This window comes from Spirosoma sordidisoli (genome assembly GCF_004138325.1).
GTDB classification, from domain to species: domain Bacteria; phylum Bacteroidota; class Bacteroidia; order Cytophagales; family Spirosomataceae; genus Spirosoma; species Spirosoma sordidisoli.
Map to the genome: position 1 here is coordinate 110,633 of NZ_SBLB01000010.1, position 24,575 is coordinate 135,207.

Sequence of the window (24,575 nt, forward strand, 5' to 3'; positions counted from 1 at the left end):
GGGTTTGCAACTTTTTATGTAGAAATAATTATAACTAACATTATCTAATCAACGATGCATACAGCAAAGAAGAATACCATTGACTGGAACTCGCCTGATGCATTGGAGCAACTTGCTCAACACATCAGAAACCCTTTGCAGAGTATCATAAATGTGAGTAAAACTAGTACTGCTTGTGATCCGAAAAATATTGAAAAAATTTTATTTTCTAGCAGCAAAGAAATAAACGATATAGTAGAAGATATTCTGGCTAAAGTCAGAACAAACACACTAAGTTTAACCTACCACGACCGTCCGGATATATTTCATATTTATGAATCTAATGAGAACGTCAGAAAGATGTGCACCGGGGAGTTGCAGCCTCAGAAAGTAGCAAAAATAGATCAAAATTGGCTGGTAGGTTTGGAACGCGAGGTATACGGTAATATAAATCAGGAATATCTGGATCTGAACGAATTGTCATATAAGATGGCGGTAAGCGAACGACAGCTACACCGAAAAGTAGCAAACCTGGTGTTCCTGACTCCCAACAAATACGTTAGAATACTTCGACTTCATAGAGCCCGGCAATTAATTGACAGTTATGTGCAGCAATCTGTTTCGCAGGTTGCTTACACGGTTGGCTATAAAGACGTGCATTATTTTTCAAAACTTTTTGCTGAACAATATAGTATTTCGCCTAAGCAATTATTGGGCTCATTTCGGTAAAATTTGGGAAAATAGGCCGGTCTCCTGGCAGTTATAACGGTCTTTTTGGCATAATTATCTGGCTCTAAAATCAGACATTTGTTTATACACAATATTATATTTTATAAATCAATAAATTCTATGAAACGTGTACTGTATTTCTTAGGCCATCTTAATGATAGAGATGTAGAATGGATGCTTCAGAATGGCAATAAACTGACGCTGGAAACAGGCGATAGGCTGATCAATAAAGGGCAGGCTATCGACAGTTTGTATATCGTTTTGTCGGGTCAGTTAGCCGTCTGTGCCAATAACAATTTCAATGAGTGCATCGCCAAGCTCGAAAGCGGTGAAGTGGTGGGAGAAATGTCGTTTCTGGAATCGACTCCGCCGTCTGTTTCGGTCATCGTTACGGCCCCGTCGGTTATTTATCAGATCTCCCGCGAAAAGATCAATCTACGGCTGTTGACCAATTCTGAATTCAGAGCCAATTTTTACTACGCCCTGGCCCTGTTCCTCTCCAACCGACTCCGTAAAACCACGGATCAGCTTGGCTTCGGCAACCCGGATGACGAAGATTTGGTAGACGCTAATGTACTCGACGGGGTAGCCCAGGCCGGATCGCGCTTCGTCAAGCTGTTGCATAGATTCTCGGAGGTTTAACACTGAAAATCTACCGGCACATGAGACACTGTCTATACGGCATTCTGATAGGCGTAACGGCATTGGCCAGCGACGTGTGCGCCCAGGTCAGGTGCGACTTACTCGAGATTTCGCGGAAGGCGTTCGATAAGAACCCCACGCTCGTACGGAGCGGACTGGCCATCCGGAGCGCCGAAGCGGACCTGCAGATTCAGCGGAGCACGTTCGACCTCAACTCGTTCTCCGAGTTGCTGTTTCAGAACAACCAATACCGGCTGCCGGGGGCTGATCCCCGAAACGCCCTGCTGGAGAACAGCATCCTGCGAAACAACGCGCTAAACCTGTCGGGAGGGCTACGTAAACGGCTGCGTACCGGCCAGTTAACCGAGTTTAGCCTGAACTACGGGTTTGCCAACAACAATTATCCGGTCAACAGCTTCAACCAGCCTATTGGTCTTTATCTGGGCAATAATACCAGCACGATCAATTTCTCGCTGACCCAGCCGTTGCTTCGGGGTAAAGGAAGGGTCATTACCACCGCCCTGGAGCGGGCCAACTCCCTCTATGTGCTGAATGCAAAAAGTGGTAATGAGTATACGACTTCGTATGAGATCTGGCAAATCGGACTGGCCTACTGGAACTACTATACCGCGTTCAAGAGCCTGGAAATCTACAAACAGAGCGAAAGCCGGATTCGGAACGTACTGTCGGTAACGGAAGAGCTGGTAAAAGGCGATAAAAAACCGGCTGGCGACCTGATACAGGTCAAGTCAGATTTGGCCAACCAGGAGAAACTGACCATCATGGCCCAGCAGGACCTGTATAACGCCAGAATACAGCTGGGGAAAGTTATCGGGTTAAGTACGGAAGAAAGCCTGCTGATCGACGTCCCCGAGAATGACTTCCCAACCATTGCCGAATCGGCGTTCAGAAAAGGGGTCGACAAAGCCGATTATATCCGAATCGCCAAAGAACGACGCGCCGATCTGATGGCCGCCCGGCATGGTCATGAGGCTCTGCAGCAGCAGTTCGTACTGGCCCAAAACAACACAAAACCTCAGCTCGACCTGACTGGGTTTCTGGCCTATGGAAGCGCCAGTACAGGCAACCGAATGGGCGATGTGATGGCCTCCTTCTCGAACAACGAAGGTCGCAACATCGGAACCGGTGCCCGATTAACGTTCACCTTTCCGGTTAATAACAACTGGGCGAGAGGGAGCCTGGTCAAAAGCCAGATGGCCCTTAGCGACCAGAACGTAGTGGTCAATAACATTCAGCGGATTATCGAGCTGGACGTCAATAACGATCTAAACTACCTCGACAACAGCGTCATAAACCTCCAGAAAGCCGAAGAAGTCCTCAACTACACGCAGGACGTGTTCAAAGACGAGCAGGTCAAATTCCAGTCGGGCCTGACGACCATCCTGAGTCTGATCCTGTTTCAGGAACGGCTTACGGCCGCCCAGCTTCGCTACCTGCAGGCTTACCAGCAATTCGCCAGAGCGATCATCAACCTCAGACACGATACCGGAACGCTGGTGGTCCCCGATAACAAAGGCTTTGTGATCGACAGAAACGCATTTTATACCATCCCTGATACAAACAACAATTAACGTCATGGCAGCAGGATTTTTTAGACAGTCAGCCCTGGAAAAGCTGTCGACTCCCGAGAAGCTCGATCAATTGATTAAAGTGACCAGCCCCAAAGCCTGGATCACGCTGTCGGTGGTTTTTGCCGCGCTCGCTACGGGTATTGGCTGGTCGGTCTTCGGGCGGGTCAGTACCAAACTGAACGTAACCGGAGTAGTGCTGGGTGGCGAAGTGCACGAAGTGGTGGCCACCTCGCAGGGACAACTGGTAAAACTACAGGTCCGGATCGGTGATAAGGTACAGAAGGGCGCTGTTATCGCCACGGTGCAGCAGCCGGAGCTGGTTCAGCAGATCGAAAACGCCAAAGCCACTCTGTCGGAGCGCCAATACGAACTGACCAAGCTAATCTCGTACGGCAACAAAGGCACCTTGCTGGAAGGGGAGCTGATGAGCCAGAACCGGGTCAGTATCCAGGGCGAAATAGAAGCCGAGAAAAAGAAGCTGGCTTTTCTGGCTAACCAGCTCGAGTCGGAGGTGGGCCTCTTCGAAAAAGGGTTGATCGTAAAAGCGCAGGTGGCCAACACCAAACAGCAGATTGATGCGTCGAAGAACACCATCGAACGGCTGAAAGTGCAGCTGGCCGAAGTCTCCAACCGGCAGCACGATGCGGGCTACTCAATGCAACAGCGCGTGGCGACCCAAAAGCAGCAGATTGCCGAGGCCGAACGGAGCCTTCAGTTCCTGACCGAGCGCTACGATACGCAGTCGAACATCAAAAGCCCCTACAATGGCGAGGTGGTCGAAGTACTCACCGACGCGGGCGTGATGGTTGGGCCGGGTACCCCACTGTTCAAACTGAAAAACCAGAAAGAAGGCCAGTTGGCCAGCCTGAAGGGGGTCCTTTATATTCCGTCGCAGGATGGCAAGAAGATCAAACGCGACATGGAGGCTTTCGTGGTGCCATCGACCGTGCAGCCGCAGGAGTACGGGTTCATCAAAGGCAGGGTTACCTACGTGTCTGACTTCCCAATCACTCAGCAGGGTATGATGACGTCGGTCAAGAACGACCAGCTGGCCAAAGGCCTGTTAGCCATGGGCCCGCTCTTCGAAGTCCATGTCGTCTTCGAGAAAGACAATGAGTCGTACAGTGGCTTCAAGTGGACATCGGCCAAGGGCCCCGACATCGCTATCAAAGAAGGGACTTCCTGCATGGGTCAGATTACCATAAAGCAGGAGAACCCGATTGCGATCGTTGTTCCGGCATTTAAGAAATTCTTCAATCTATACTGATACCGATTTTCGAGATGGCAACCAATACAACTTTTCCCATTGGGAAACAGGCGCGGCCTGTTAAGGTGCCCACCGTTCTACAGATGGAGAGTGTAGAGTGTGGCGCAGCTGCTTTGAGCATTATTTTGGGCCATTTCGGCAAATTTGTACCCCTCGAAAAGTTGCGGATTGCCTGTGGCGTATCCCGGGATGGCCTCAAAGCAACCAATATCATTAAGGCGGCCCGTGAGTTCGGGTTAGATGCCAAAGGCTACGCCAAGTCGGTCGAGAAGCTGATGCAGGTCGAAATGCCGGCCATCATCTTCTGGAACTTCAACCACTTTCTGGTGCTGGAGGGCTTCTCAAAAGACAAAGTCTACCTCAGCGATCCGGCTCAGGGGCGGTACGCGGTCACCTACGACGAGTTCGACGAAGCCTATACGGGCGTGGTGCTTACGTTTAAGCCGAACGAACGCTTCGAAAAAGGCAACGAAAAACGGGGGCTGGCTGCGTCGCTGGCTTCCCGAATCTCCAACTCAAAGCTGAGCATCACCTATATTCTGCTGGCGAGTCTGTTTCTGGTCATTCCCGGCCTGGTGATTCCGTCGTTCATCAAAGTATTTATCGACAAGTACCTGGTCAACGGCCATGCCGACTTTGTGATGCCCCTGCTGCTGATCATGGGCGGGGTATTAACGATTAACGCAGTGCTGGTATACCTGCAGCAGTACTACCTCTTGAAGCTGGAAACCAAACTCGCCCTGACCACCTCCAGCAAATTCCTCTGGCACGTCTTTCACCTGCCCATTTCGTTTTTCACGCAGCGATACAGTGGGGAGATCGGCAACCGGGTGTCGCTCAACGACAAAGTGGCCCGGCTACTCAGTGGCGATCTGGCCAACGCAGCACTGAACGTCATTATCGTGATTTTCTACGCCTTTCTGATGTTTTCGTATGACGTACCGCTGACCCTGATCGGTATTTTCATGGCGGGGCTGAATGTGGTGGCGCTTCGATACGTGTCCAGAGCCCGGAAAGACGGAAGTCGTACGTTGAGCAACGAAACGGGCAAACTGCTCGGAACCACCACCTCGGGTATCAGCATGATCGAAACGCTGAAGGCATCGGGTCGCGAAAACGACTTCTTCACGAACTGGATTGGCTACCTGGCCAAGGTAATGAATTCGCAGCAGCAACTGGGCTGGCTCACCACCCGGCTCAACGTACTGCCCCCGCTGATTACGTCCCTGACGACCACATTCATTCTGGGACTGGGGGCGCTGCGGATTATGGACGGCGAAATGACGCTCGGCGCGCTGGTATCGTTCACCTACCTGATGGGCAACTTTATTGGGCCCGTAAACCAGCTGATTGCTGTCGGAACGATGCTGCACGAAACGGAAAGCGACATGGGCCGTATCGACGACGTGTTGAACTACGAGCTGGACGAGCAGTTCAGGCCGGGCGCTGGTGCGGCCGAGACCCAGCCAGATGGCATCCATACCAAGCTGACCGGTTATTTCGAGTTGAAAAACGTCACGTTCGGGTATAACACAACCATGGCCCCGCTCATCGAAAATTTCAGCCTGAAAGTGAAGCCCGGCAGCCGGGTGGCGCTCGTCGGCGGATCGGGGAGTGGCAAATCGACCGTGGCCAAAATCGCGTCCGGTTTATACCCGATCTGGAGCGGGGAGGTGCTCTTCGATGGCAAACCGAAGAGTGCTATTCCACGGCACATCATCACCAATTCACTGGCCGTCATCGATCAGGAGGTGCTGGTCTTTAACGGAACCGTGAAAGAAAATATCAGCTTTTGGGATTCCACCATTGCCGACAGACACATCATACAGTCGGCCCGCGACGCAGCGATTCACGACATCATATCGGTTCGGAAAGATGGCTACGACAGTGCCGTTTCGGAAGGCGGAACCAACTTCAGCGGGGGGCAGCGGCAACGGCTCGAAATAGCGCGGGCCCTGGCTACCAACCCCTCTATCCTGATCATGGACGAAGCCACCAGCGCGCTGGACCCTACGGCCGAAAAGATTGTCATGGATAATATTAAAAAGCGGGGCTGTACCTGCCTGATCGTGGCGCACCGGCTCAGCACCATCATCGACTGCGATGAAATTATTGTGATGGAATATGGTAAAGTAGTAGAGCGGGGCACCCACCAGGAGCTGATCAAGAAAAATGGAGTATACGCCCACCTGATCGAAACGAAATAAACGATACTACATCTATATCTATGTCAGCTATAAAAGAAAAACTATATATCTGTGCCGAGAACCCGCTGGTGCTCGATAGCTCAGACCGGTTCTGGCTGGTGCTGTCCGGGGAGGTAAACGTTTTCTATACGAGAATCGATGAACAGGGAAACTATACGAATCGACTGAAATTTCTGTATTCGGCCAAAAAAGGCGAAGTATTATTCAGCCTGTTAGCCCCCGAAGCCCCCGATACCACCCGACTTATTGCGTTCTCCGCCGAGGCTACCTTACTGGCCATTGACAAAGCCGACCTGCTCAACGTCGATCATTTCTTCCTGAAGAACATGATCGATAAATGGATCATAAAAACCTCCTCCGAGGTCAGTACCGTCAACGCACCCCGAGTATACAAACCGCTGGACGAGTATCAGGAAGTAGCGCTGGAAGCCAACACCATGGCGTTTCCGTCTACGGGCATCAGCTGGATTCAGTTGCTGCGGGGCGAGGTCAGTCTGTTTGCCCAGACTACGGAGGTGAGTTATGCGCAGTACCCTGATTTTCTGGCGCCGACCTCCAACAAGCTGTGGATCAAATCACTGACGGACAATACCGCCGTGCGCGTACTGAGCACCCGCGAGATGCTCCTGCAGGAAGAGGTTTATTTTCTGCTGGCCCTGAGCAAACTCGAAGCCTATTTCTACGCGCAGATCAACCAGATCATCGACGCGCAGCAGGTCGAAGAAATTACGTACCTGTCCGAAAAACGGGTTACTGACCAGTTGGCCCTGGAAACGACACTGGGCAAAATTAAGTCGGTCGTGGCGGGTAACGGCAGCGGGCAGGGACCGGAGGTGACGGGCAAACGAAACCAGCAGAACCTTCTTTTTCAAACATGTCAGCTCATCGGGAACCAGATTGGCTTTTCGCTGGAAGCCCCCAAATACGTTGAGTCGCATCAGAATAACGTCACGAACCAGCTTCACCTGATTGCCAAAAGCTCGAAGCTGCGCATCCGTAAAATTATTCTCCGGGATACGTGGTGGAAGGAAGAATGCGGGCCGCTGCTGGCGTTTACCAAAAAAGACAAAACCCCCGTTGCGCTCCTGCAGAAAACCCCCACCAGCTACCTGATCAGAGACCTGTCGACGGGTCAGGTAGCCATTGTCAACCACGAGATTGCGCAGTCGCTGGAACCCATCAGCTACATGTTTTTTCCGGGCTTCGATGGCAAGATGAGTTCTGTAAAAAAGGTACTCGCGTTTGCGGTCAAAGGGGTGGAAAAAGACGCAAAATGGCTGATGTTGTCGGCTCTGGCGGGTAGTGTAATCGGGTTGCTGGTGCCGGTGCTGTCGGGTACCATGTATGATGAGGTGGTGCCGACGGCGGATCGATCGCTCCACCTGGAGGTCTTTATCATTCTGGTTATGATTGCTTTGGTAAAGGCTGGTCTGCAGTTGGTTTCGGGGGCGCTGCAGCTGCGGGTCGAATCAAAGTCGAGCATCAACCTGCAGGCCGGCATGATGGATCATATGCTTCGCTTGCCGGTAACGTTTTATAAGAAATATACCGCTGGCGATCTGACCAACCGGGTATTAAGCGTCAATACCATCCGCCAGATTGTTTCCAGCACCCTGATGACCGCCGTGCTGAGTGGGGCCTTCTCATCGGTTAACCTGTTTCTACTGTTCTATTACGATGCCAGCCTGGCCTGGGTGGGCGTTGGGCTAGGCTTGCTGGCGGGGGCGTTTATGGTGACTATAGGCTGGCTTAAGCTGAAATATGACCGGCAGGTATCGACTTATCAGGGTGAAATTCAGGGCTTTCTCTTCGAGTTTCTGTCGGGAATCACCAAAATCAGGATAACGGGTGGCGAACGGCGCGTCTTTGCGCTGTGGGCTGATAAGTTTTCGACCCTGAAGAAGCTCGGCTTCAACTCGGGCACCTACCAGAATTTTGTGGAAGTCTTCAATGCGTCGTACCCGCTGCTGACCAATATTTTCTTTTTCTCGTTTCTCTATTACACCGTCTCGAATGCCAATGCCGCAACGGGTATGCTATCGGTAGGGGTGTTTATGGCCTTCATCACCTCCTTCAACCAGTTTCTGAACGATAGCCTGCGGCTAAGCATGGCGTTGATCACGTCGCTGAATGTGGTTACGCTTTATGAACGGGTGAAGCCCATTCTAGAGGCAGAAACGGAATCGGTCGATCAGAGTGTCGACCCCGGCGAGTTGGCAGGTGAGATCGAAGTGAACTCGGTTTCGTTCCGTTACCGCGAGGATCAGCCGCTGGTTCTCAACAACGTTACCTTCAAGATAAAACCCGGCGAGATGGTCGCTTTTGTGGGCGCTTCGGGTTCGGGTAAGTCAACCATTATGCGGCTGCTGCTGGGCTTCGAACAGGCCGAAGCGGGCTCTGTCTACTACGATGGCAACTCGTTTGAGCTGATGAACAAGGAGCTGGTGCGTCGGCAGATCGGGGTGGTGCTGCAAAACGGCGCGCTGATGTCGGGCAGTATTTTCCAGAACATCATCGGCAACTCGGAGTTGACCCTGGACGATGCCTGGGAAGCGGCCCGGATGGCGGGTATGGAAGAAGACATCAAGCACATGCCGATGGAAATGCATACCGTCGTGAGCGAAGGCGCCGGTACGTTCTCGGGCGGGCAGCGGCAACGGCTGATGATTGCCCGGGCCATTGTTCATAAACCCCGGCTGCTCTTTATGGACGAAGCCACCAGCGCGCTCGACAACCGGACGCAGAGCCTGGTATCGCAGAGTCTGGATAAACTCCAGGCTACCCGGATTATTATTGCCCACCGGCTGAGTACGATCAAAAATGCCGATCGTATTTACGTCCTCGACAAGGGCACCATCGTTGAATCCGGCACTTATGACGAACTCATGGAGAAGGACTCGCTGTTTGCCCAACTGGCCAAACGTCAAATCGCCTGATCCATGACTGCGCCCTCGTCGAACACGCTCCTGCGTAACAGCCACATCGCGTTACCGGATGAACTGGAAGCGTATCTCCAGAACAACTTTAGCGGTAAAGAAATCAGTCACGAACCGGTTGCTGTCGACGAGCCATACGGAGCTGTCTGGGCCGCGCATCTGGCCAGCCAGGGCAACGTATTTCAGCTCCTGCGAGCATGCTACCCTCAGCTCAACTTTCCGATACAGGACGGCATCAACAAAACGCAGGAGTATATAGACGCCGTCCTGAAAGGGAAGCCCTGTACCGCCGGGTATACGCCTGTACTGAGCCAGCCCGAACGCGTGCGTCTGCAGGTGCACGCCAGCCTTATCGGTACCGTGCCGGTGCTGATCGTTCCGGACAATGAGGATTTTGTCAGGCTTGTTCAGTGCTTTCTGCATAAAAACAACCCAATGCCGGTGCCGGCGTCAATGGGGGCTTCGCTGTTGAATGGCCTCAATAACTGGGAGCGCATCCATGCATTGAAGAGAAGCTGGCTCCGTACGAACCCGGCCGAAACCTGGAATCAGGAGTTTTCGAAAAACGTGCTGCCCAATCCCGGCCTGTACAAGGACAAGCTGATTCTGCTTAGCACAAAGCCGTACAGCAACGTATCCGCCGACCGGCTGGGCCTTACCGAAGCGGCCTGGGCAGCCTACTCGCTTTCGATACGGCTTGAGCATGAGTGCGCGCACCTCTATACCCTCCGCCGGTTCGGCTGTGCCACCAACAACCTGCACGACGAACTCATTGCCGATTACATAGGCATCAGTAAAACCCTCGGTACGTACCGCAAAGACTGGATGCTGGCGTTTATGGGCCTGGAGGCCTATCCGGCCTACCGGAAAGGCGCCCGGCTGGAAAACTACCTGGGGGATACCAACCTGACACCCGAAGGGTTCAGCCAGTTGACTACGCTCATCAAACAGGCTATCGAGTCGATTGCCCGATTTGATACCGCATTGGGGCCGATCCGATCGGCGCAGGACCAGATGAGCCGGATGGATGCGCTATGCACTACAGATTTGATAGACATTGCTTCGGTGAAGGGCGCAAACAACCTGTTGCAAACGTATCAGAAATCGGCTGAGGTTATGAAGTATAACCAAAACGACTGAACTACAACCGCTCATTATAGCTTTTCGGGCGCTGTCAGAAGACATTTGAATCGAAATAAATCAACTATAACCTAGTAATCTACATAGTAATCATGGAAAAACCAATCAACGACAAGGTTAACGACCTGCGCAACGATGCCCCAAACCAGGAAGAACTGATGAAGTCGCTGGCACAAATTGACGAAGAAGGCCAACTGTCCGACGACGTACTGGATGCCGTAAGTGGCGGTGCGCTGGGTGATTTCAAAGTCGGAAATGGCAAGATCATTATTGGCGAGCCTATCGGCATTATGCCCATTGGTCTTATGCCGATCAATGAGCCGCTCCCTGGCTCAGCCACAATATAACTAACACCCAATCAGGCACCAACCGGAACGGATTTCGCTGGTGCCTGATTGGGTCGTCCCTCACGTAGATTATGGCATCTCTTCTCTGCCCCAGCTCAATCGCAAAGCCCGGTGCTAAACTCTTCGGTATTCAGAATGCATCGGGTCACGTTGAATTCCTTGACGAGCCAATTACTGTCGATAAGACGTTTGTAGAAACCGCGCGGCAGGGGCGGGCGCCCGAAGAGCGGTTTCGATTCGCCAGCAACTGCATCAAAACCGGCTGCGGCCACTGGACCGGCGAAGCTACGGGCTGCGGACTGGTAGGCAAGATCGTCGATGGCATGAATCGAAACGCCGAAGCCACGCTGGTAACCTGCCCCATTCGCGATCGCTGCCGCTGGTATCATCAGCAGGGAGCAACGGCCTGCGCCAGTTGCGATGAAGTGGTTCGAAACGTTCGGGTAGCCGCCGTGCTGGCCTAAGCGAACAGGTGGACTGACAGGCCCGCGGTGGCTCGGTTTTGGCCGGGCCACCGCGGGCGTTTAGGCGTGTCCCCAACCGGTAAGGTAATCTGAACGCTCACGCAGCTGTCATTCCTTATGGGTTTCCCACAACCAAATGATAAAATAACTTTACTTTAGCCCTGACTATTCAGGACTTTGCCCACATACTTCCGTGAAGTTTACCGATCAGATTGTTTTCATTACCGGTGCCGGTTCGGGTATTGGCCGGGCTACGGCCCTGGCGTTTACAAAAGCAGGCGCCCGGGTTGCGGTCGCCGACGTTAACGAAACCAGCGGCCGCGAAACCGTCGACCTGATTCAGCGGGCGGGGGGCGATGCGCTCTTCGTGGCGTGTAATGTGGCTGATCCGGTGCAGATCGAAGCGGCTGTCCGGCAAACGGTGGCCACTTACGGCCGGCTCGATGTCGGCATCAACAACGCCGGTATCGGTGGGGCGTTTGCCCGCTTTACCGACCAGACGCCCGACGATTTCAACCAGATGATGGCCGTGAACGTAGGTGGGGTATTTTATGGCATGCAGCACCAGATTCGGCAGATGCTGGCCCAGGACAGGCCCGGCGGTGCAATCGTTAATGTGTCGAGCATTGCCGGGATACGGGGTATGCCGATGGGGGCGCCCTACAGCGCTTCCAAACATGCTGTCATTGGCCTGACCAAGACCGCAGCGCTCGAATACGTCCGGCAACGTATCCGCGTCAACGCCATCTGTCCGGTATATACCCACTCGGCTATGGTCGATGACCTGATCAACACGGCCCCCGGCATGGAAGAGCGTATGCGACGCATGATTCCGCTGGGGCGGTTTGGCCAGCCCGACGATATCGCGCAGGCTATTTTGTGGCTCTGCTCCGACGAAAACTCGTTTTATACCGGCCAGGCCCTGCACATGGACGGCGGCCTGACGGCGGGCTGACAGGCTGCCTGCTTATAGCAAAACCGGCGAAGCAGCCGGTCGGGTCGACACCGTGCTTCGCCGGTTTTGGGGTGGGCTTGATGCGGGTTAGGCCGCTTCCTTCTCTACTTCAGCATCGGGCGCGTTTTTCTTAACGGATTCGATGCCGTTATCCCGACCGCTTTCGCTCTCGTATAGCTCGCTGGAGCCAATGACCTGGCCATTGCCGGCTTTCAGGGTAAAGTAGAACTTGCCGTTGGTCGATGTCTTGCGTTCGTACCGGTCATCGTCGGGTGCGTTCTTTTTAACCGACTCGATGCCGTTTTCGCAGGCGCTGGCCGAACTGTACCCTTCGCTCGATAGAATGACCTGACCATTAGTGGCTTTCAGGTTGAACTGAAATTCGCCGTTCTTGCGGGTCGAAATAACAAATTTGCCCATGTTGATTGTGAAGTTAGTGGGTGGTGACGGGTCTATTGACTTGTTCAAGAAGCAATTGTCACCACATTTCTAACCAGCTGTCTTCTTTAGCGCGCATGGCCGCGGCTTCTTCGTCGGTTTTATCGCCATAGCCGCACAGATGCAGCAGGCCATGGGCCAGTACCCGTCGCATCTCGTGCTCCGTCGGAACGCCCAGCTGGCGGGCGTTATCGGCCACCCGGTCAACGCTGATAAAGATGTCGCCTTCTATTCGGTCGTCCGAGTCGCTCGTGTCGAAGGTAATGATATCGGTATAGTAGTCGTGCTGCAGATACTCGCGGTTTACCTGTAGAACGTGTTCATCGGAGCAGAAAATGTAGTTCAGGTCGCCGAGCGCGTAGCCTTCCTGCTCGGCCTGCCGTTTCAGCCACTGGCGGGTTATCTGCTTCTTCGGCAGTGTATAGTCGACATCTTCGTTAAAAAATCGAATCATGCTCATCCAAGGTATGGGACGTATAGCATACCTTTCTGGTGCAAAGATACGCCCGATCTAATCGTTCGACCCCTATGAAAGCTCTTCAGCTAGCCGCTACTCACCAACCCATCCAGCTCGTTGATGCACCAACCCCAACCCCCGGGCCTGGTGAGGTGCTGGTCCGGATCCGGGCCGCTGCCCTGAACCACCGCGACGTGTTTATTCAGCAGGGGTTGTACCCTGGTATTAAATTGCCGGCCATACTCGGCTCCGACGGGGCGGGCGTCGTTGCCGAAGTCGGGGCGGGTGTCGATCCGGTCTGGCGCGGGCAGGACGTGATCATCAACTGTTCGATGCATTGGGGCCCCAACCCGGCCCATTACGGAGCCGATTTCCAGATCCTGGGTATGCCCACCAACGGGACCTACGCCGAGTACGTTGCCGTGCCGGTCAGGTACATTCATCACAAACCGGCCCATCTGTCGTTCGAGCAGGCGGCTGCGCTCCCGCTGGCCGGACTTACCGCCTGGCGGGCTCTGATGTCGCGGGCCGGTCTGCACGCCAGCGGGGCTCAAAGCCCGCAGAAAGTACTAATCACCGGAATTGGCGGAGGGGCTGCTCTGTTTGCGCTACAGTTTGCCGTAGCGGCCGGCGCCGAGGTGTGGGTCACGTCGGGTGCCGACGAGAAGATTGAGCGGGCCAAAGCCATGGGGGCGGTAGGGGGTGTCAACTACCGCGAACCCGACTGGGGCAAAACGCTCATGACCCAAACCGGCGGGGGGCGGGCCGGCTACTTCAACGTCATCATCGATAGCGCGGGCGGACCGGGCTTCGCCAAACTGATCGATGCCGCTGCGCCCGGCGGCCGGATTGCGATCTTCGGCGGCACTACCGGAACGATTACGGAGGTAGTGCCGCCTAAAGTATTTTTCAAGCAGCTGAACATCGCCGGAACTACGATGGGAACCGAAGCGGAGTTCGGCGCCATGGTCCGGTTCGTATCGGAAAAAGGAATCGTGCCGGTGGTCGATGAGGTGTTTCCACTGACCGATGCTGCGGGCGCATTTCAGAAGATGAACGACGGGAAACAGTTCGGTAAGCTGGTGCTGAAGGTGAGCGAGTAACTACTTGATCTATAGAGTTGTTTTGGGAAAAACGGTCCGTTAACTCCCTTTCTGCAGTAAATAAAATCCAGGTTTCCTACTTATCCACACGATTGCTGTGGATAAGTAGGGAGTTATGCACATTATCGCGAAAGTCCATCGGTTTCGGGCAAAGACCCGTCTTCCTATTTTACCTTTGTGGCCATGATCGATTTGACACCGTCCGTACCGGATTTACTGGGTCGTCGGCTGGCCGAACGAACGCAGGCCGGCCTGCTACGGCAGGTGCGTGCTACCGATGGGCTGATCGACTTCTGCTCGAACGATTACCTGGGCTTTGCGCGTCTGCCCAGCCTGCGCGAGTCTATCCGACGGGCCGATGCTAACCTCCCGGAATTGCGTACCGGCGCCACCGGCTCCCGGCTCCTGGCCGGACAAACGGAGCTGGTCGACGCGCTCGAACAGGAGCTGGCCAGTTTTTATCATACCGAGTCTGCTCTGATCTTTAACTCGGGATACGACGCAAACCTGGGCCTGATGGCCTGCCTGCCACAACGGGGCGATACCCTCCTGACCGACGAGCTGATCCATGCCAGCATGATCGATGGGTCGCGGCTGAGCTACGCCACCCGCGACCGGTTTCGCCATAACGACCTGGTCGATCTGGCCGAAAAATTACAGCTGGCCAGCAGCCGGCCGGGACAGGTTTTCGTAGCAGTCGAGTCGGTATATTCGATGGATGGGGATCTGGCGCCACTGGCCGACCTCTGCGATCTCTGCGATCGCTACGGGGCGGCCCTGCTCGTCGACGAAGCTCATGCCACGGGTGTTTACGGACCCAACGGGGAAGGGCTGGTGGTGGCGCTCAACCTGCAGAATCGGGTGCTGGCGCGGGTACATACGTTCGGGAAAGCGCTCGGCGTCCACGGGGCCGCTGTGGTTGGTCCGCTGGTGCTGCGCAACTACCTGATCAACTTTGCCCGGTCGTTTATCTATACCACTGCGCTGCCGCCCCCCAGTCTGCTGGCTATTCAGCAAGCACACCGGCACCTGCTGGCGTCGGCAGAACAGCGCGACCTGCTTCATAACCAGATCCGGCATTTCCGGTCGGGCGTTGCGTCGGCGCTGTCGGGGGCGATCTGGACTAACAGCACGTCGCCGATCCAGTGCCTCATTGTTCCCGGCAACGATGCTGCCCGACATACCGCCCAGGCGGCTCAGGAAGCCGGTTTCGACCTGCGGGCCATTCTCAGTCCAACGGTTCCGGTAGGGCAGGAGCGGCTTCGGATCTGTATACATGCCTTTAACACAACGGCCGAAATAGATCGGCTCATTCGAATACTTCAATCAACCCAACTCTATGAGTAAGTTCAATCAGTTCATCGTGGCCGGTATCGGTACCGAAATCGGCAAAACCGTAGTGTCGGCCGTACTGGTCGAAGCCTTACAGGCCGATTACTGGAAACCCGTACAATCGGGTGCGCTCGAAGACTCCGATACCGAAACCGTTCGGCGGCTCATCAGCAATCCGGTGTCGCGGTTTCATCCGGAAGCCTACCGGCTGAAGGAGCCGCTGTCGCCCCATGCCGCTGCGGCCATTGATGGCATAACAATCGATCTGGCCGCTATTCAGCTGCCGCAAACCAATAATGCGCTGGTTGTCGAGCTGGCTGGTGGTCTGATGGTACCCCTCAACGACCGCGACCTGACGATCGACTGGGTACAGCAATCGGGCTTACCGGTGGTGCTGGTGTCGCGGAATTACCTGGGGAGCATCAACCATACCCTGCTCTCGGTCGAAGCGTGCCGCAGCCGCCATATTCCGCTGCTGGGCATCTTGTTTAACGGGCCGACAACCCCCGCTACCGAAACCTTTATTCTGAACTACACGGGTCTGGCCTGCCTGGGCCGCATCGGTCAGGAAGAGGAGATTACCCCTGACGTAATAAGGCGGTATGCGGCTTCTGTAAGGCTGAACCAGGCGCTCGAAACCGCGTAGCCAAGGGGTGTTTACCAGCCCGCGATCAACTCATCGAAGCGTTCGAGCAGAAACTTACTCTTCGGGCCGACCTTGCCATCGCCGATGGTGAGGTCGCCGATCTGGGTGATAGGCAGGATTTTTTTGGTAGAGCTGGTCGTAAAGGCTTCTTCGGCATCGTAGAGCTCTGACAGCAGCACCGGGCGTTCTTCGACCCTGAAATCGGCCTGTGCAATGCCGATAACGGTTCGGCGGGTGATGCCGTGCAGAATATGCCGGTTTGGGGTAACAATCTTTTCGCCTTTGACCAGAAAGAAATTGCTCCGGCTCAGTTCGCTGATTTCGCCCCCTTTCTGGTAAAGCAGATCCGATGCGCCCGCGGCCCGAATGGCTTCGGCCATCAGGATCACCCGCTTGTAGTCGGTACTTTTCACCTCGGCCATCTCCCGAACGTACTCGTCCAGAATCACCTTGATCCCCTGCTCATACTGCACCGGCGGCACGGGATGAATGGCCTCCGTCAGGATCAGCAGGTTGGGTTGCTCGATGGAAATGCTGTCGGCCGAGTAACCGCCCGTCATCACGAACCGCACCGCCACGTCGGCACCGCCGTTACGCTCGATCAGGTTCATCACGACGGCATAGGTTTCTTCTTTGCAGAGCGGTAGCGGCAGGTGCATCCGGCTGGCCGAGTTCTGAAAACGCTCCCAGTACCAGTCCCACTGAAACGGCCGCCCGTTATACGTCAGAAAATAGTCGAAAAGGCCGTAGCCGCGTAGCAGGCTAAGGTCGGTAACGCCAATGGCGAGTTGGTCGGTGGGGGCAACGGTGCCGTTGAAGTAGCCGTAATGCATAAGAAATCAATTATCTTTACCAGAAACCAAAAGTACGGCAAATGAGCGTAACACCCCGGACAACGGCTCGTAATTCGTTGACTGACCGCAAGGTCCCTGCTTCGCTGATTTACGAAGAAATAAACGGTGTGCCCTACTACTATCGGGGCTACCGGGCCGTACTGTCGCGTCAAAAAACCACAGAAGAAGTTATGGGCGCCAGTGCCTTACAGTCGGCGATTGTGTCTTTGCTGATACATGTTTTGTACAAATACCTGCCGTTCGACGAATACCTGATTGCAACGAATGAACCGGGGCTTCATCTGGCACCGGGCAATAACCTTTCCAACGATATTGCAGTATTCGACCAGGCCAGTTTGCCAACGCCCTTAGATGATAAATATTTTTCAGTGCCGCCCCGCCTTGTTATTGAAGTTGATGTAAAAATTGATCTTCCGAACAATGTCAGCGAAACCGAATATGTATACGATAAAACGCAAAAACTGCTCGATTTTGGCGCGCAGAAAGTGATCTGGATATTGACCAAAACCCGCCGAACCCTCATTGCACAACCTAACGAGCGCTGGATACTAACCAACTGGGACGATGCTGTTGAGATACTGCCGGGTTGTGCGTTTGAATTGAACCTCTTACTGCGGTCGAAGGGGGTAATCGTGTAAAAACAGATTGAGCTACATTATGACAGCTTTTATTGTCATAGGAATAATAAGTTTTCCACCGAAATAGACAATACATCCAGCTTGTTCGCTGTCATCAGGGCAGTCAATCAGTGTATCAATCCTGATAATCAGATTCTGTTTGTAATGGTCTGATGGCCATTGTTTGCTTGCTTCTTTAGCTCGATGTGCTAGGCCCTAAGCGCCCCTTCGGCGTCTGGGTGTTTCTCCCAGAACGCCTTTAGGGTGCTAACCGAAATGATGTGCATGGCCATTGGCCAACCTACGCCAGTTTCTTATACTTGATGCGGGTTGGTGTGGCTTCGGTACCGAGCCGCTTCCGCCGGTTTTCTTCGTATTCCGAGAAATTACCCTCAAACCAGTATACCTGCGAGTCGCCCTCGAAGGCCAGAATGTGGGTGGCAATCCGGTCCAGGAACCAGCGGTCGTGGCTGATGACCACGGCGCAGCCGGCAAAGTTTTCGAGGCCTTCTTCCAGCGCCCGCAACGTGTTGACGTCGAGGTCGTTGGTTGGCTCATCGAGCAGCAGTAGGTTCGCGCCTTCTTTCAGAATCATGGCCAGGTGAACGCGGTTTCGTTCGCCACCCGACAGGGTACCAATCTTCTTTTCCTGATCGGCGCCGGCAAAGTTGAAGCGGCTCACGTAAGCGCGGGCGTTGCTTTGTTTACCACCCAGCATAATCCATTCGTTCCCACCCGAAATGGTTTCATAAACGGTCTTATTGGGGTCGAGGCCGTCATGCTCCTGATCAACGTAGGCTACTTTCACGGTTTCGCCCACATCGAAACTGCCGGCATCGGGTTTTTCGCGGCCCGTGATGAGTTTGAACAGGGTGGTTTTACCCGCGCCGTTGGGCCCGATGATACCGACAATACCGCCCTGGGGAAGCCGGAAGCCGAGGTGTTCGAACAGCAGCCGGTCGCCGTAGGCTTTGGCTACCTCTTCGGCCTCGATCACTTTAGCGCCCAGCCGCGGACCCGATGGAATAAAGATTTCGAGCCGTTCTTCTTTCTGGCGGTTGTCTTCATCCAGCAGTCGCTCGTAAGCGCCGAGTCGCGCTTTCGACTTGGCCTGTCGCGCTTTGGGGGCCATGCGTACCCATTCCAGTTCGCGTTGCAGCGTTTTTTGCCGTTTTGACTCCGACTTTTCTTCTTTGGCTAACCGCTGTTGTTTCTGATCGAGCCACGACGAATAGTTACCTTTCCAGGGGATGCCTTCGCCCCGGTCGAGTTCCAGAATCCAGCCGGCTACGTTATCAAGAAAATACCGGTCGTGGGTTACGGCAATAACCGTTCCTTTATACTGACGCAGGTGTTCTTCGAGCCAGAGTACCGACTCGGCGTCGAGGTGGTTGGTCGGCTCGTCGAGCAGCAGCACGTCGGGCTGTTGCAGCAGCAGGCGGCAAAGCGCTACCCGCCGTTTTTCACCACCCGACAGGTTGTCGATCAGCGCATCGGGCGGGGGGCAGCGCAGGGCGTCCATGGCCCGTTCGAGCCGCTGGTCCAGTTCCCAGGCTTCGTGGTGGTCCAGTTTTTCCTGAACTTCGGCCTGGCGGGCCATCAATACATCGAAGTCGGCATCCGGGTCGCCGAAGGCTTCGTTGATTTCGTCGAACTCTTTGAGCAGGTTTACGACTTCCTGAACGCCTTCCTGAACGACCTCCAATACGGTCTTGCCGAGGGTGAATTTGGGCTCCTGTTCGAGCATGCCAACCGAGTAGCCGGGCGAGAAAACAACCTCGCCGGTATAGCTCTTATCGATGCCCGCAATGATGCGCAGCAAGGTGGATTTACCCGATCCGTTTAGCCCCAAAACACCGATTTTAGCGCCGTAAAAAAAGGAAAGGTATATGTTCTTTAGGATTTGTCGGTTGGGCGGAATATTTTTACTCACGCCCGCCATAGAGAATATTATGGTTTCCTGACTCATTAATTTCTAATAGATTTGTGGTTGGCAATTACTCTCAAAATTAACCCACAGCGCAGCCTTAACCAAGCATAGGAATGGAAAACGCTTCACTGGTAGATGAATACGGTTACGTCAAAGACGGAAAGGTATTTTTAAAAGGCTACCTGAATTACGAAGACCGCCAGATCGGCGAAGTCAAACGAACCGAGCAGGAAGCGCTCGATTATTTCAAGAATCGCTTCATCATTGCCGAGAACAAAGTCAGTCAGTTAGAGAAAGACATTGAAGAGGCTCAGAACAAAGGGTCGTACCTGACTAAACTGGTTCAGCTTCGAAAAAAACTGATCAATTTCGATGCGCTCGGCGATTTTCCGCCCCTGCTCGACCGACTCGACGCGCAGGAGGAGATTCTGAACGGATTGATTACGGTTAATCAGCTCAAAAACCTGGAGATTAAACGGGCGCTGATTGCCGAAGCTGAAGCCATCGTCGACAGCACCGACTGGCGCCCAACGGCCGATGCCCTGCAGGAAATAAAAACCAAATGGATCAAAACTGGTCCGGTCGACAAAGCCGTCGATGCCGATATCGAGGCCCAGTTTCAGGCACTGCTCGATGGGTTCTTCACGCGTCGGCGCGAGTTCTTCAACGAACAGAACAAGATCATTCAGGAGCGGCTCGATAAGTATGACGAGCTGATCCGGCTGGCGTTCCGGGCCAACCGCCTGGGCGATCTGGATGCGGCTTTCCAGGAAGTACGACGGCTCAACAATGCCTGGAAACAGGTAGGAGAAGTGCCGATCAAGAAGAGCGGGAAGCTGTACAAGCAGTTCAAGAAGGCAACGACCATGTTCTACGCGAAGTACAACGACGCGAAGGGCATTGTGATTGAGAAGAAGATCGACCCGCGCATCGAGGCCCAGATGAAAATGGCCGACGAAGCCGAAAAGCTGTCGAAGCAGAGCGATATTTTTGCCGCTGCCGAGCGGGCCAAGGTGCTCCTCAACAGCTGGAAAGAAATTCGGGTGCCGTTCAAGATGCAGGATAAAGTACTGAACGAACGATTCCGGGCGGCCTGCGACAAAATCTTCGAGCTGAGCTACCTGGGGCGCGTGCTGGCCCGCAAGTACCCGGCTTTTGAACTCAAGAGCCAGGCCGAACAGATCCGGACCAAGATTCGGGAGATGGAATACCTGATCAAACGCGAAAAGAGCGACCTGCAATTCGCGCTTCAGGATGCCGATGGGCTCGACCCGAATAACGACGCCGACAAGCAGGTACTTAACAAGATCAATACCCAGAAACGCAAGATTGCCATGAAGGAGACCATTCTGAAGGAGTTTCAGAAGCAACTGGAATCCGTCGGTTATTGATTGCTGACAAGTGTTTGAATGAAACGTGCCCCGCCATCTGACGGGGCACGTTTCGTTTAGGCGCGTTGTTGTAAGGGTATGGAAACGACATTGAATCAATCCGACACTACGCTGACCGACGCCGAGTTTCGGGCGTTGATCCCGCTCAACAAATTTGTTCGGCTCGACTATTTCACCGACCTCCGCGAATTCATCCGGACCGATGCCATGACCAAAGCCATCGTGTCGATCGATGGCAACGATCACCTCGAACTGGCCACCGGCGAGCAAATTCCCCTCGGTCGCGTTATCCGCATCGACGGCCATCTTTCGCCCAGATACCCGGGCTACGACGATTACTCGTGTAGTTGTTAAGAGCCCCCATATGTGATAGGTTGCTCCGCGCCTTGCCCCGGTATGAATGCTAGGGCTATTCATTAGTGGTGTTGGGCAGATTTCTACATGGGGTTAGGTTCATGACTAGCGCTGGCATTTATGCCGGTGTGTTCTGAATTCTCCCGGGGTTGCCCCGGCATAAATGCCAGCGCTAGTCATTGGTGGTGTTGGGCAGATTTCTACATGGGGTTAGGTTCATGATTAGCGCCGGCATTCATGCCGGTGTGTTCTTTCCGGGGGTTACCCGGCATGAATGCCGGGTGATCATTCCCAATCCAGGCATTATTCCCCCATAAAAAATCCCCGACATCGATGCCGGGGATGGTATGTAGTCGTTTGGAACAGCGGCTATTTAATTGATCACATCAAAACCGCAATACGGTACCAGCGCCTGCGGAATCCGAATGCCGTCGGGAGTCTGGTTGTTCTCCAGAATCGAAGCCAGAATACGGGGTAGGGCCAGCGCCGACCCGTTCAGGGTGTGCATCAGCTGCATCTTGCCATCCAGTTTAGAGCGAAGCTTGAGCCGGTTAGCCTGGTAGGTTTCGAAGTTAGAGACCGAACTGACCTCCAGCCACCGTTGTTGAGCCGCCGACCACACTTCCATATCATACGTGAGCGCCGAGGTAAAGCCCATATCGCCCCCGCAGAGCCGGAGAACGCGGTAGGGCAGTTCGAGCTTTTGAAGCAGCGACTGTACGTGCAGGCTCATCTCTTCCAGAGCGGCATACGACTGGTCGGGCCGTTCGATCCGGACAATTTCTACTTTATCGAACTGGTGCAAGCGGTTCAGGCCCCGCACGTGAGCGCCCCACGACCCCGCTTCGCGCCGAAAACAGGGCGTATATCCTACATTCCGAACCGGCAGCTGGCTTTCGGGCAGAATAACATCGCGGTAGAGGTTGGTGATCGGCACTTCGGCCGTCGGAATCAGATACAGCTTATCTTCGGTAACGTAATACATCTGCCCCTCCTTATCGGGAAGCTGACCCGTACCGAAGCCCGAGTCTTCGTTCACCACAATGGGGGGCTGTACTTCTACGTAGCCTGCTTTCAGCGCTTCGTCGAGGAAGAAGTTAATCAGCGCCCGCTGAATACGGGCGCCTTTGCCCTTGTATACCGGGAAACCCGCTCCGGCAATCTTGACGCCCAGCTCGAAGTCAATGATGTCGTACTTTTTGATCAGCTCCCAGTGGGGTTGCGCATCGGCAGGAAGATCGGGTTTGTTGCCGTGTTCGAGCACGACCTCGTTATCGTCGGGAGTGCGGCCTTCGGGAACGCTGCTGTGGGGAATATTAGGAATGGTAACCAGCACCTCCTCTAGCTGCTGTTCGGTCGTGCGCAAAACCTCTTCCAGGTCTTTCGAACGCACTTTCAGTTCGGCGGTTTCGGCTTTGGCCGCGTCGGCAGCCGCTTTGTCGCCCGTTTTCATGAGCGCCCCGATTTCTTTGGCTTTGGCGTTCGACCGGGCCAGCGTATCGTCGAGATCGCGCTGGGTATCCCGCCGTTTCTGATCCAGGCTCAGCACCTGCTCAATGATGGCGTCGGCATTGGCAAAATGACGCTTGCGAAGGCCGGCCAGGGTCAGGTCCTTGTTTTCGCGGATGAAGGTGAGTTGAAGCATTGGTTCGTGTTGGTCTGGTGCAAACCCAGCCGATCTTTCAGCGACCGGTTGAGTTTTTATAGTATCGCGGGTCAGTACGTACCCTCAATCAATCGTTGGGCGACTGGTTTGGGGGTAACTATACTGAAAATAACCCTTCGTTGAGGGCGTTGAGGGCCTGGGCTTTGTAGCGGCCATGCACCAGCAGCGATAGATTGCTTTCGGTGCCGCCATAGGAGATCATCCGGATAGGAATGTTCTGCATCGCGTTAAACACCCGAACCGCTACGCCTTCGTTGTCGGCGCTGAAGTTACCAACAATACAGATAATAGTCTGGTCGTAATCAGGTTCTTCCAGGTCGCAGAAGGTGCTCAGCTCGGCCTTGATCTCATCAATCCGATCCGTATTATCGATCGTCACCGATACCGACACTTCGGAAGTCGCCAGCATGTCGACGGGCGTTTTGTACTTCTCGAAGATCTCGAAAATCCGGCGCAGGAAGCCGTAGGCGTTGAGCATCCGGGTCGAGTGGATGTACAGCGCCGTGATACCATCTTTGGCCGCGATAGCCTTGAAGACCTGCTGCTGAGCCGCCCCGTCGGTTCGGTCGGCAATAAGGGTCCCGGGGGCCGCCGGGTCCATGGTGTTCTTCAGCCGGACCGGAACGCCGAACATCCGGGCTGGCGTGATGGTGGACGGGTGCAGGATTTTAGCCCCGAAATAGGCCAGCTCGGCGGCTTCGTCGAAGGTCAGTTCCCGAACCGGGAAGGTGTTCCTGACGATACGCGGATCGTTGTTGTGCATCCCGTCGATGTCGGTCCAGATCTGGATTTCTTCGGCACGGATGGCCCCCCCAATCAGCGACGCGGTATAGTCGGAACCCCCGCGTTTGAGGTTATCGACTTCGCCCCGTGGGTTTCGGCAGATGAACCCCTGCGTAACGATGATCTGCTTGTCGGCATGAGCGGGCAGCATGTCGGCCAGGCGCTGCTCGGTATACTGAATTTCGGGCTCGTTGTCGGCGTCGATACGCATGAATTCGAGGGCGGGCAGTAAGGTCGAGGCTACGCCTTCTTCGTTCAGATAAGCCTGAAACAGCTGCGTACTCAGCAACTCTCCTTCGGCCACCAGCTCTTTTTCCTGCTTCAGCGTGAACGGTTTGATGCGGGTCAGCGACCGGATAAACGAGAACTCCGTCTCGATCACCTGCTGCCCGGCTGCCCGGCCGGCTTCGGTCTTGTACAACTCGCCCACAAACGCATCGTAATGCCGTTTGAGCGCGTCAATCTGGGTGTTGGCTTCGGTATCGTTGTTCGCCTTGAGCGATTCGCCGATGGCCAGCAGGGCGTTGGTAGAACCGGACAGAGCCGACAGAACGACGATTTTACGGGTATCGTCGGCGGTGATCAGGTGGCGGATCGATTGCATACGGTCGGGCTTTCCCACCGACGTTCCGCCAAATTTCCAGACGTGCATTTGCTTATTCAGGGATTAGTGAATTAGTGATTGAGTAGAGTTACGGCTAAATTTTCAGACAGGGCAATCGCGCAACTACTTAACCATGAATCGC

22 protein-coding genes are annotated in these 24,575 nt (G+C 54.3%); 16 read left to right on the forward strand and 6 right to left on the reverse strand.

Annotated elements, in window-relative coordinates; all coding sequences use genetic code 11:
* Window positions 1-54: 54 nt before the first annotated feature.
* The 10 genes from EQG79_RS26885 to EQG79_RS26930 all read left to right on the forward strand — a co-directional run bounded on the left by EQG79_RS26885 (window position 55) and on the right by EQG79_RS26930 (window position 12,258).
* Window positions 55-708: a helix-turn-helix transcriptional regulator gene (locus EQG79_RS26885; protein WP_129605808.1), complete on the forward strand. Its 654-nt coding sequence runs from the start codon at window positions 55-57 to the stop codon at window positions 706-708.
* Between the two features lie 120 nt (window positions 709-828).
* Complete coding sequence (locus tag EQG79_RS26890) at window positions 829-1,350, forward strand: cyclic nucleotide-binding domain-containing protein (RefSeq protein WP_077922426.1); 522 nt, start codon at window positions 829-831, stop codon at window positions 1,348-1,350.
* Between the two features lie 20 nt (window positions 1,351-1,370).
* Window positions 1,371-2,942 (forward strand): TolC family protein, encoded by a 1,572-nt coding sequence (locus EQG79_RS26895; RefSeq protein WP_077922425.1) that lies wholly within the window; start codon window positions 1,371-1,373, stop codon window positions 2,940-2,942.
* 4 nt (window positions 2,943-2,946) lie between these two features.
* Window positions 2,947-4,209 (forward strand): NHLP bacteriocin system secretion protein, encoded by a 1,263-nt coding sequence (locus EQG79_RS26900; protein WP_077922424.1) that lies wholly within the window; start codon window positions 2,947-2,949, stop codon window positions 4,207-4,209.
* Window positions 4,210-4,223: 14 nt separating this feature from the next.
* Window positions 4,224-6,416 (forward strand): NHLP family bacteriocin export ABC transporter peptidase/permease/ATPase subunit, encoded by a 2,193-nt coding sequence (locus EQG79_RS26905; RefSeq protein WP_129605810.1) that lies wholly within the window; start codon window positions 4,224-4,226, stop codon window positions 6,414-6,416.
* Between the two features lie 20 nt (window positions 6,417-6,436).
* Window positions 6,437-9,352 carry an NHLP bacteriocin export ABC transporter permease/ATPase subunit gene (locus EQG79_RS26910; RefSeq protein WP_077922422.1) on the forward strand — a complete coding sequence of 972 codons (2,916 nt, stop codon included), beginning with the start codon at window positions 6,437-6,439 and terminating at the stop codon, window positions 9,350-9,352.
* 3 nt (window positions 9,353-9,355) lie between these two features.
* Window positions 9,356-10,492 carry a DUF7005 family protein gene (locus EQG79_RS26915; protein ID WP_129605812.1) on the forward strand — a complete coding sequence of 379 codons (1,137 nt, stop codon included), beginning with the start codon at window positions 9,356-9,358 and terminating at the stop codon, window positions 10,490-10,492.
* Between the two features lie 92 nt (window positions 10,493-10,584).
* A complete protein-coding gene (locus EQG79_RS26920; protein WP_129605814.1) occupies window positions 10,585-10,839 on the forward strand; it encodes a hypothetical protein in 255 nt (84 codons plus the stop codon).
* A 71-nt stretch (window positions 10,840-10,910) separates the two neighbouring features.
* Entirely contained in the window at window positions 10,911-11,303 is a 393-nt protein-coding gene (locus EQG79_RS26925; RefSeq protein WP_129605816.1) for a hypothetical protein, read from the forward strand.
* A 193-nt stretch (window positions 11,304-11,496) separates the two neighbouring features.
* The gene (locus EQG79_RS26930; protein WP_129605818.1) at window positions 11,497-12,258 is read left to right on the forward strand and encodes an SDR family NAD(P)-dependent oxidoreductase; all 762 of its coding nucleotides are present in this window, start codon (window positions 11,497-11,499) and stop codon (window positions 12,256-12,258) included.
* Between the two features lie 87 nt (window positions 12,259-12,345).
* Here the strand turns inward: EQG79_RS26930 and EQG79_RS26935 are convergent, their stop codons facing one another.
* Window positions 12,346-12,678 (reverse strand): YegP family protein, encoded by a 333-nt coding sequence (locus EQG79_RS26935; RefSeq protein WP_077922417.1) that lies wholly within the window; start codon window positions 12,676-12,678, stop codon window positions 12,346-12,348.
* 58 nt (window positions 12,679-12,736) lie between these two features.
* Window positions 12,737-13,150, reverse strand: a complete 414-nt coding sequence (ybeY, locus tag EQG79_RS26940; RefSeq protein ID WP_077922493.1) for an rRNA maturation RNase YbeY — start codon at window positions 13,148-13,150, stop codon at window positions 12,737-12,739.
* 74 nt (window positions 13,151-13,224) lie between these two features.
* Between ybeY and EQG79_RS26945 the strand changes: the two genes are divergently transcribed.
* The 3 genes from EQG79_RS26945 to bioD all read left to right on the forward strand — a co-directional run bounded on the left by EQG79_RS26945 (window position 13,225) and on the right by bioD (window position 16,234).
* The gene (locus EQG79_RS26945; protein WP_129605820.1) at window positions 13,225-14,256 is read left to right on the forward strand and encodes a zinc-binding dehydrogenase; all 1,032 of its coding nucleotides are present in this window, start codon (window positions 13,225-13,227) and stop codon (window positions 14,254-14,256) included.
* 183 nt (window positions 14,257-14,439) lie between these two features.
* The gene (locus tag EQG79_RS26950) at window positions 14,440-15,603 is read left to right on the forward strand and encodes an aminotransferase class I/II-fold pyridoxal phosphate-dependent enzyme (protein WP_129605822.1); all 1,164 of its coding nucleotides are present in this window, start codon (window positions 14,440-14,442) and stop codon (window positions 15,601-15,603) included.
* Entirely contained in the window at window positions 15,596-16,234 is a 639-nt protein-coding gene (gene bioD, locus EQG79_RS26955; protein ID WP_129605824.1) for a dethiobiotin synthase, read from the forward strand. The genes EQG79_RS26950 and bioD overlap by 8 nt, the downstream gene beginning before the upstream one ends.
* Before the next feature lie 11 nt (window positions 16,235-16,245).
* On the opposite strand, the gene EQG79_RS26960 is transcribed toward bioD, so the two are convergent.
* Window positions 16,246-17,067: an aminotransferase class IV gene (locus EQG79_RS26960; RefSeq protein WP_129605826.1), complete on the reverse strand. Its 822-nt coding sequence runs from the start codon at window positions 17,065-17,067 to the stop codon at window positions 16,246-16,248.
* Between the two features lie 191 nt (window positions 17,068-17,258).
* On the opposite strand from EQG79_RS26960, the gene EQG79_RS26965 reads away from it, so the two are divergent.
* Entirely contained in the window at window positions 17,259-17,726 is a 468-nt protein-coding gene (locus EQG79_RS26965; RefSeq protein ID WP_240699469.1) for a Uma2 family endonuclease, read from the forward strand.
* Window positions 17,727-18,006: 280 nt separating this feature from the next.
* Here EQG79_RS26965 and ettA read toward each other — a convergent pair whose 3' ends face one another.
* Window positions 18,007-19,674, reverse strand: a complete 1,668-nt coding sequence (gene ettA / locus EQG79_RS26975) for an energy-dependent translational throttle protein EttA (protein WP_129605828.1) — start codon at window positions 19,672-19,674, stop codon at window positions 18,007-18,009.
* 74 nt (window positions 19,675-19,748) lie between these two features.
* On the opposite strand from ettA, the gene EQG79_RS26980 reads away from it, so the two are divergent.
* On the forward strand, window positions 19,749-21,026 hold the full coding sequence (locus EQG79_RS26980; RefSeq protein WP_077922410.1) for a DUF349 domain-containing protein: 1,278 nt from the start codon (window positions 19,749-19,751) through the stop codon (window positions 21,024-21,026).
* A 78-nt stretch (window positions 21,027-21,104) separates the two neighbouring features.
* On the forward strand, window positions 21,105-21,380 hold the full coding sequence (locus tag EQG79_RS26985) for a hypothetical protein (RefSeq protein WP_129605830.1): 276 nt from the start codon (window positions 21,105-21,107) through the stop codon (window positions 21,378-21,380).
* A gap of 373 nt (window positions 21,381-21,753) precedes the next feature.
* Here EQG79_RS26985 and serS read toward each other — a convergent pair whose 3' ends face one another.
* Both serS and EQG79_RS26995 read right to left on the reverse strand, forming a co-directional pair.
* Entirely contained in the window at window positions 21,754-23,025 is a 1,272-nt protein-coding gene (gene serS, locus EQG79_RS26990; RefSeq protein WP_129605832.1) for a serine--tRNA ligase, read from the reverse strand.
* Between the two features lie 118 nt (window positions 23,026-23,143).
* Window positions 23,144-24,481 (reverse strand): aspartate kinase, encoded by a 1,338-nt coding sequence (locus EQG79_RS26995; RefSeq protein ID WP_129605834.1) that lies wholly within the window; start codon window positions 24,479-24,481, stop codon window positions 23,144-23,146.
* Between the last annotated feature and the right edge of the window lie 94 nt (window positions 24,482-24,575).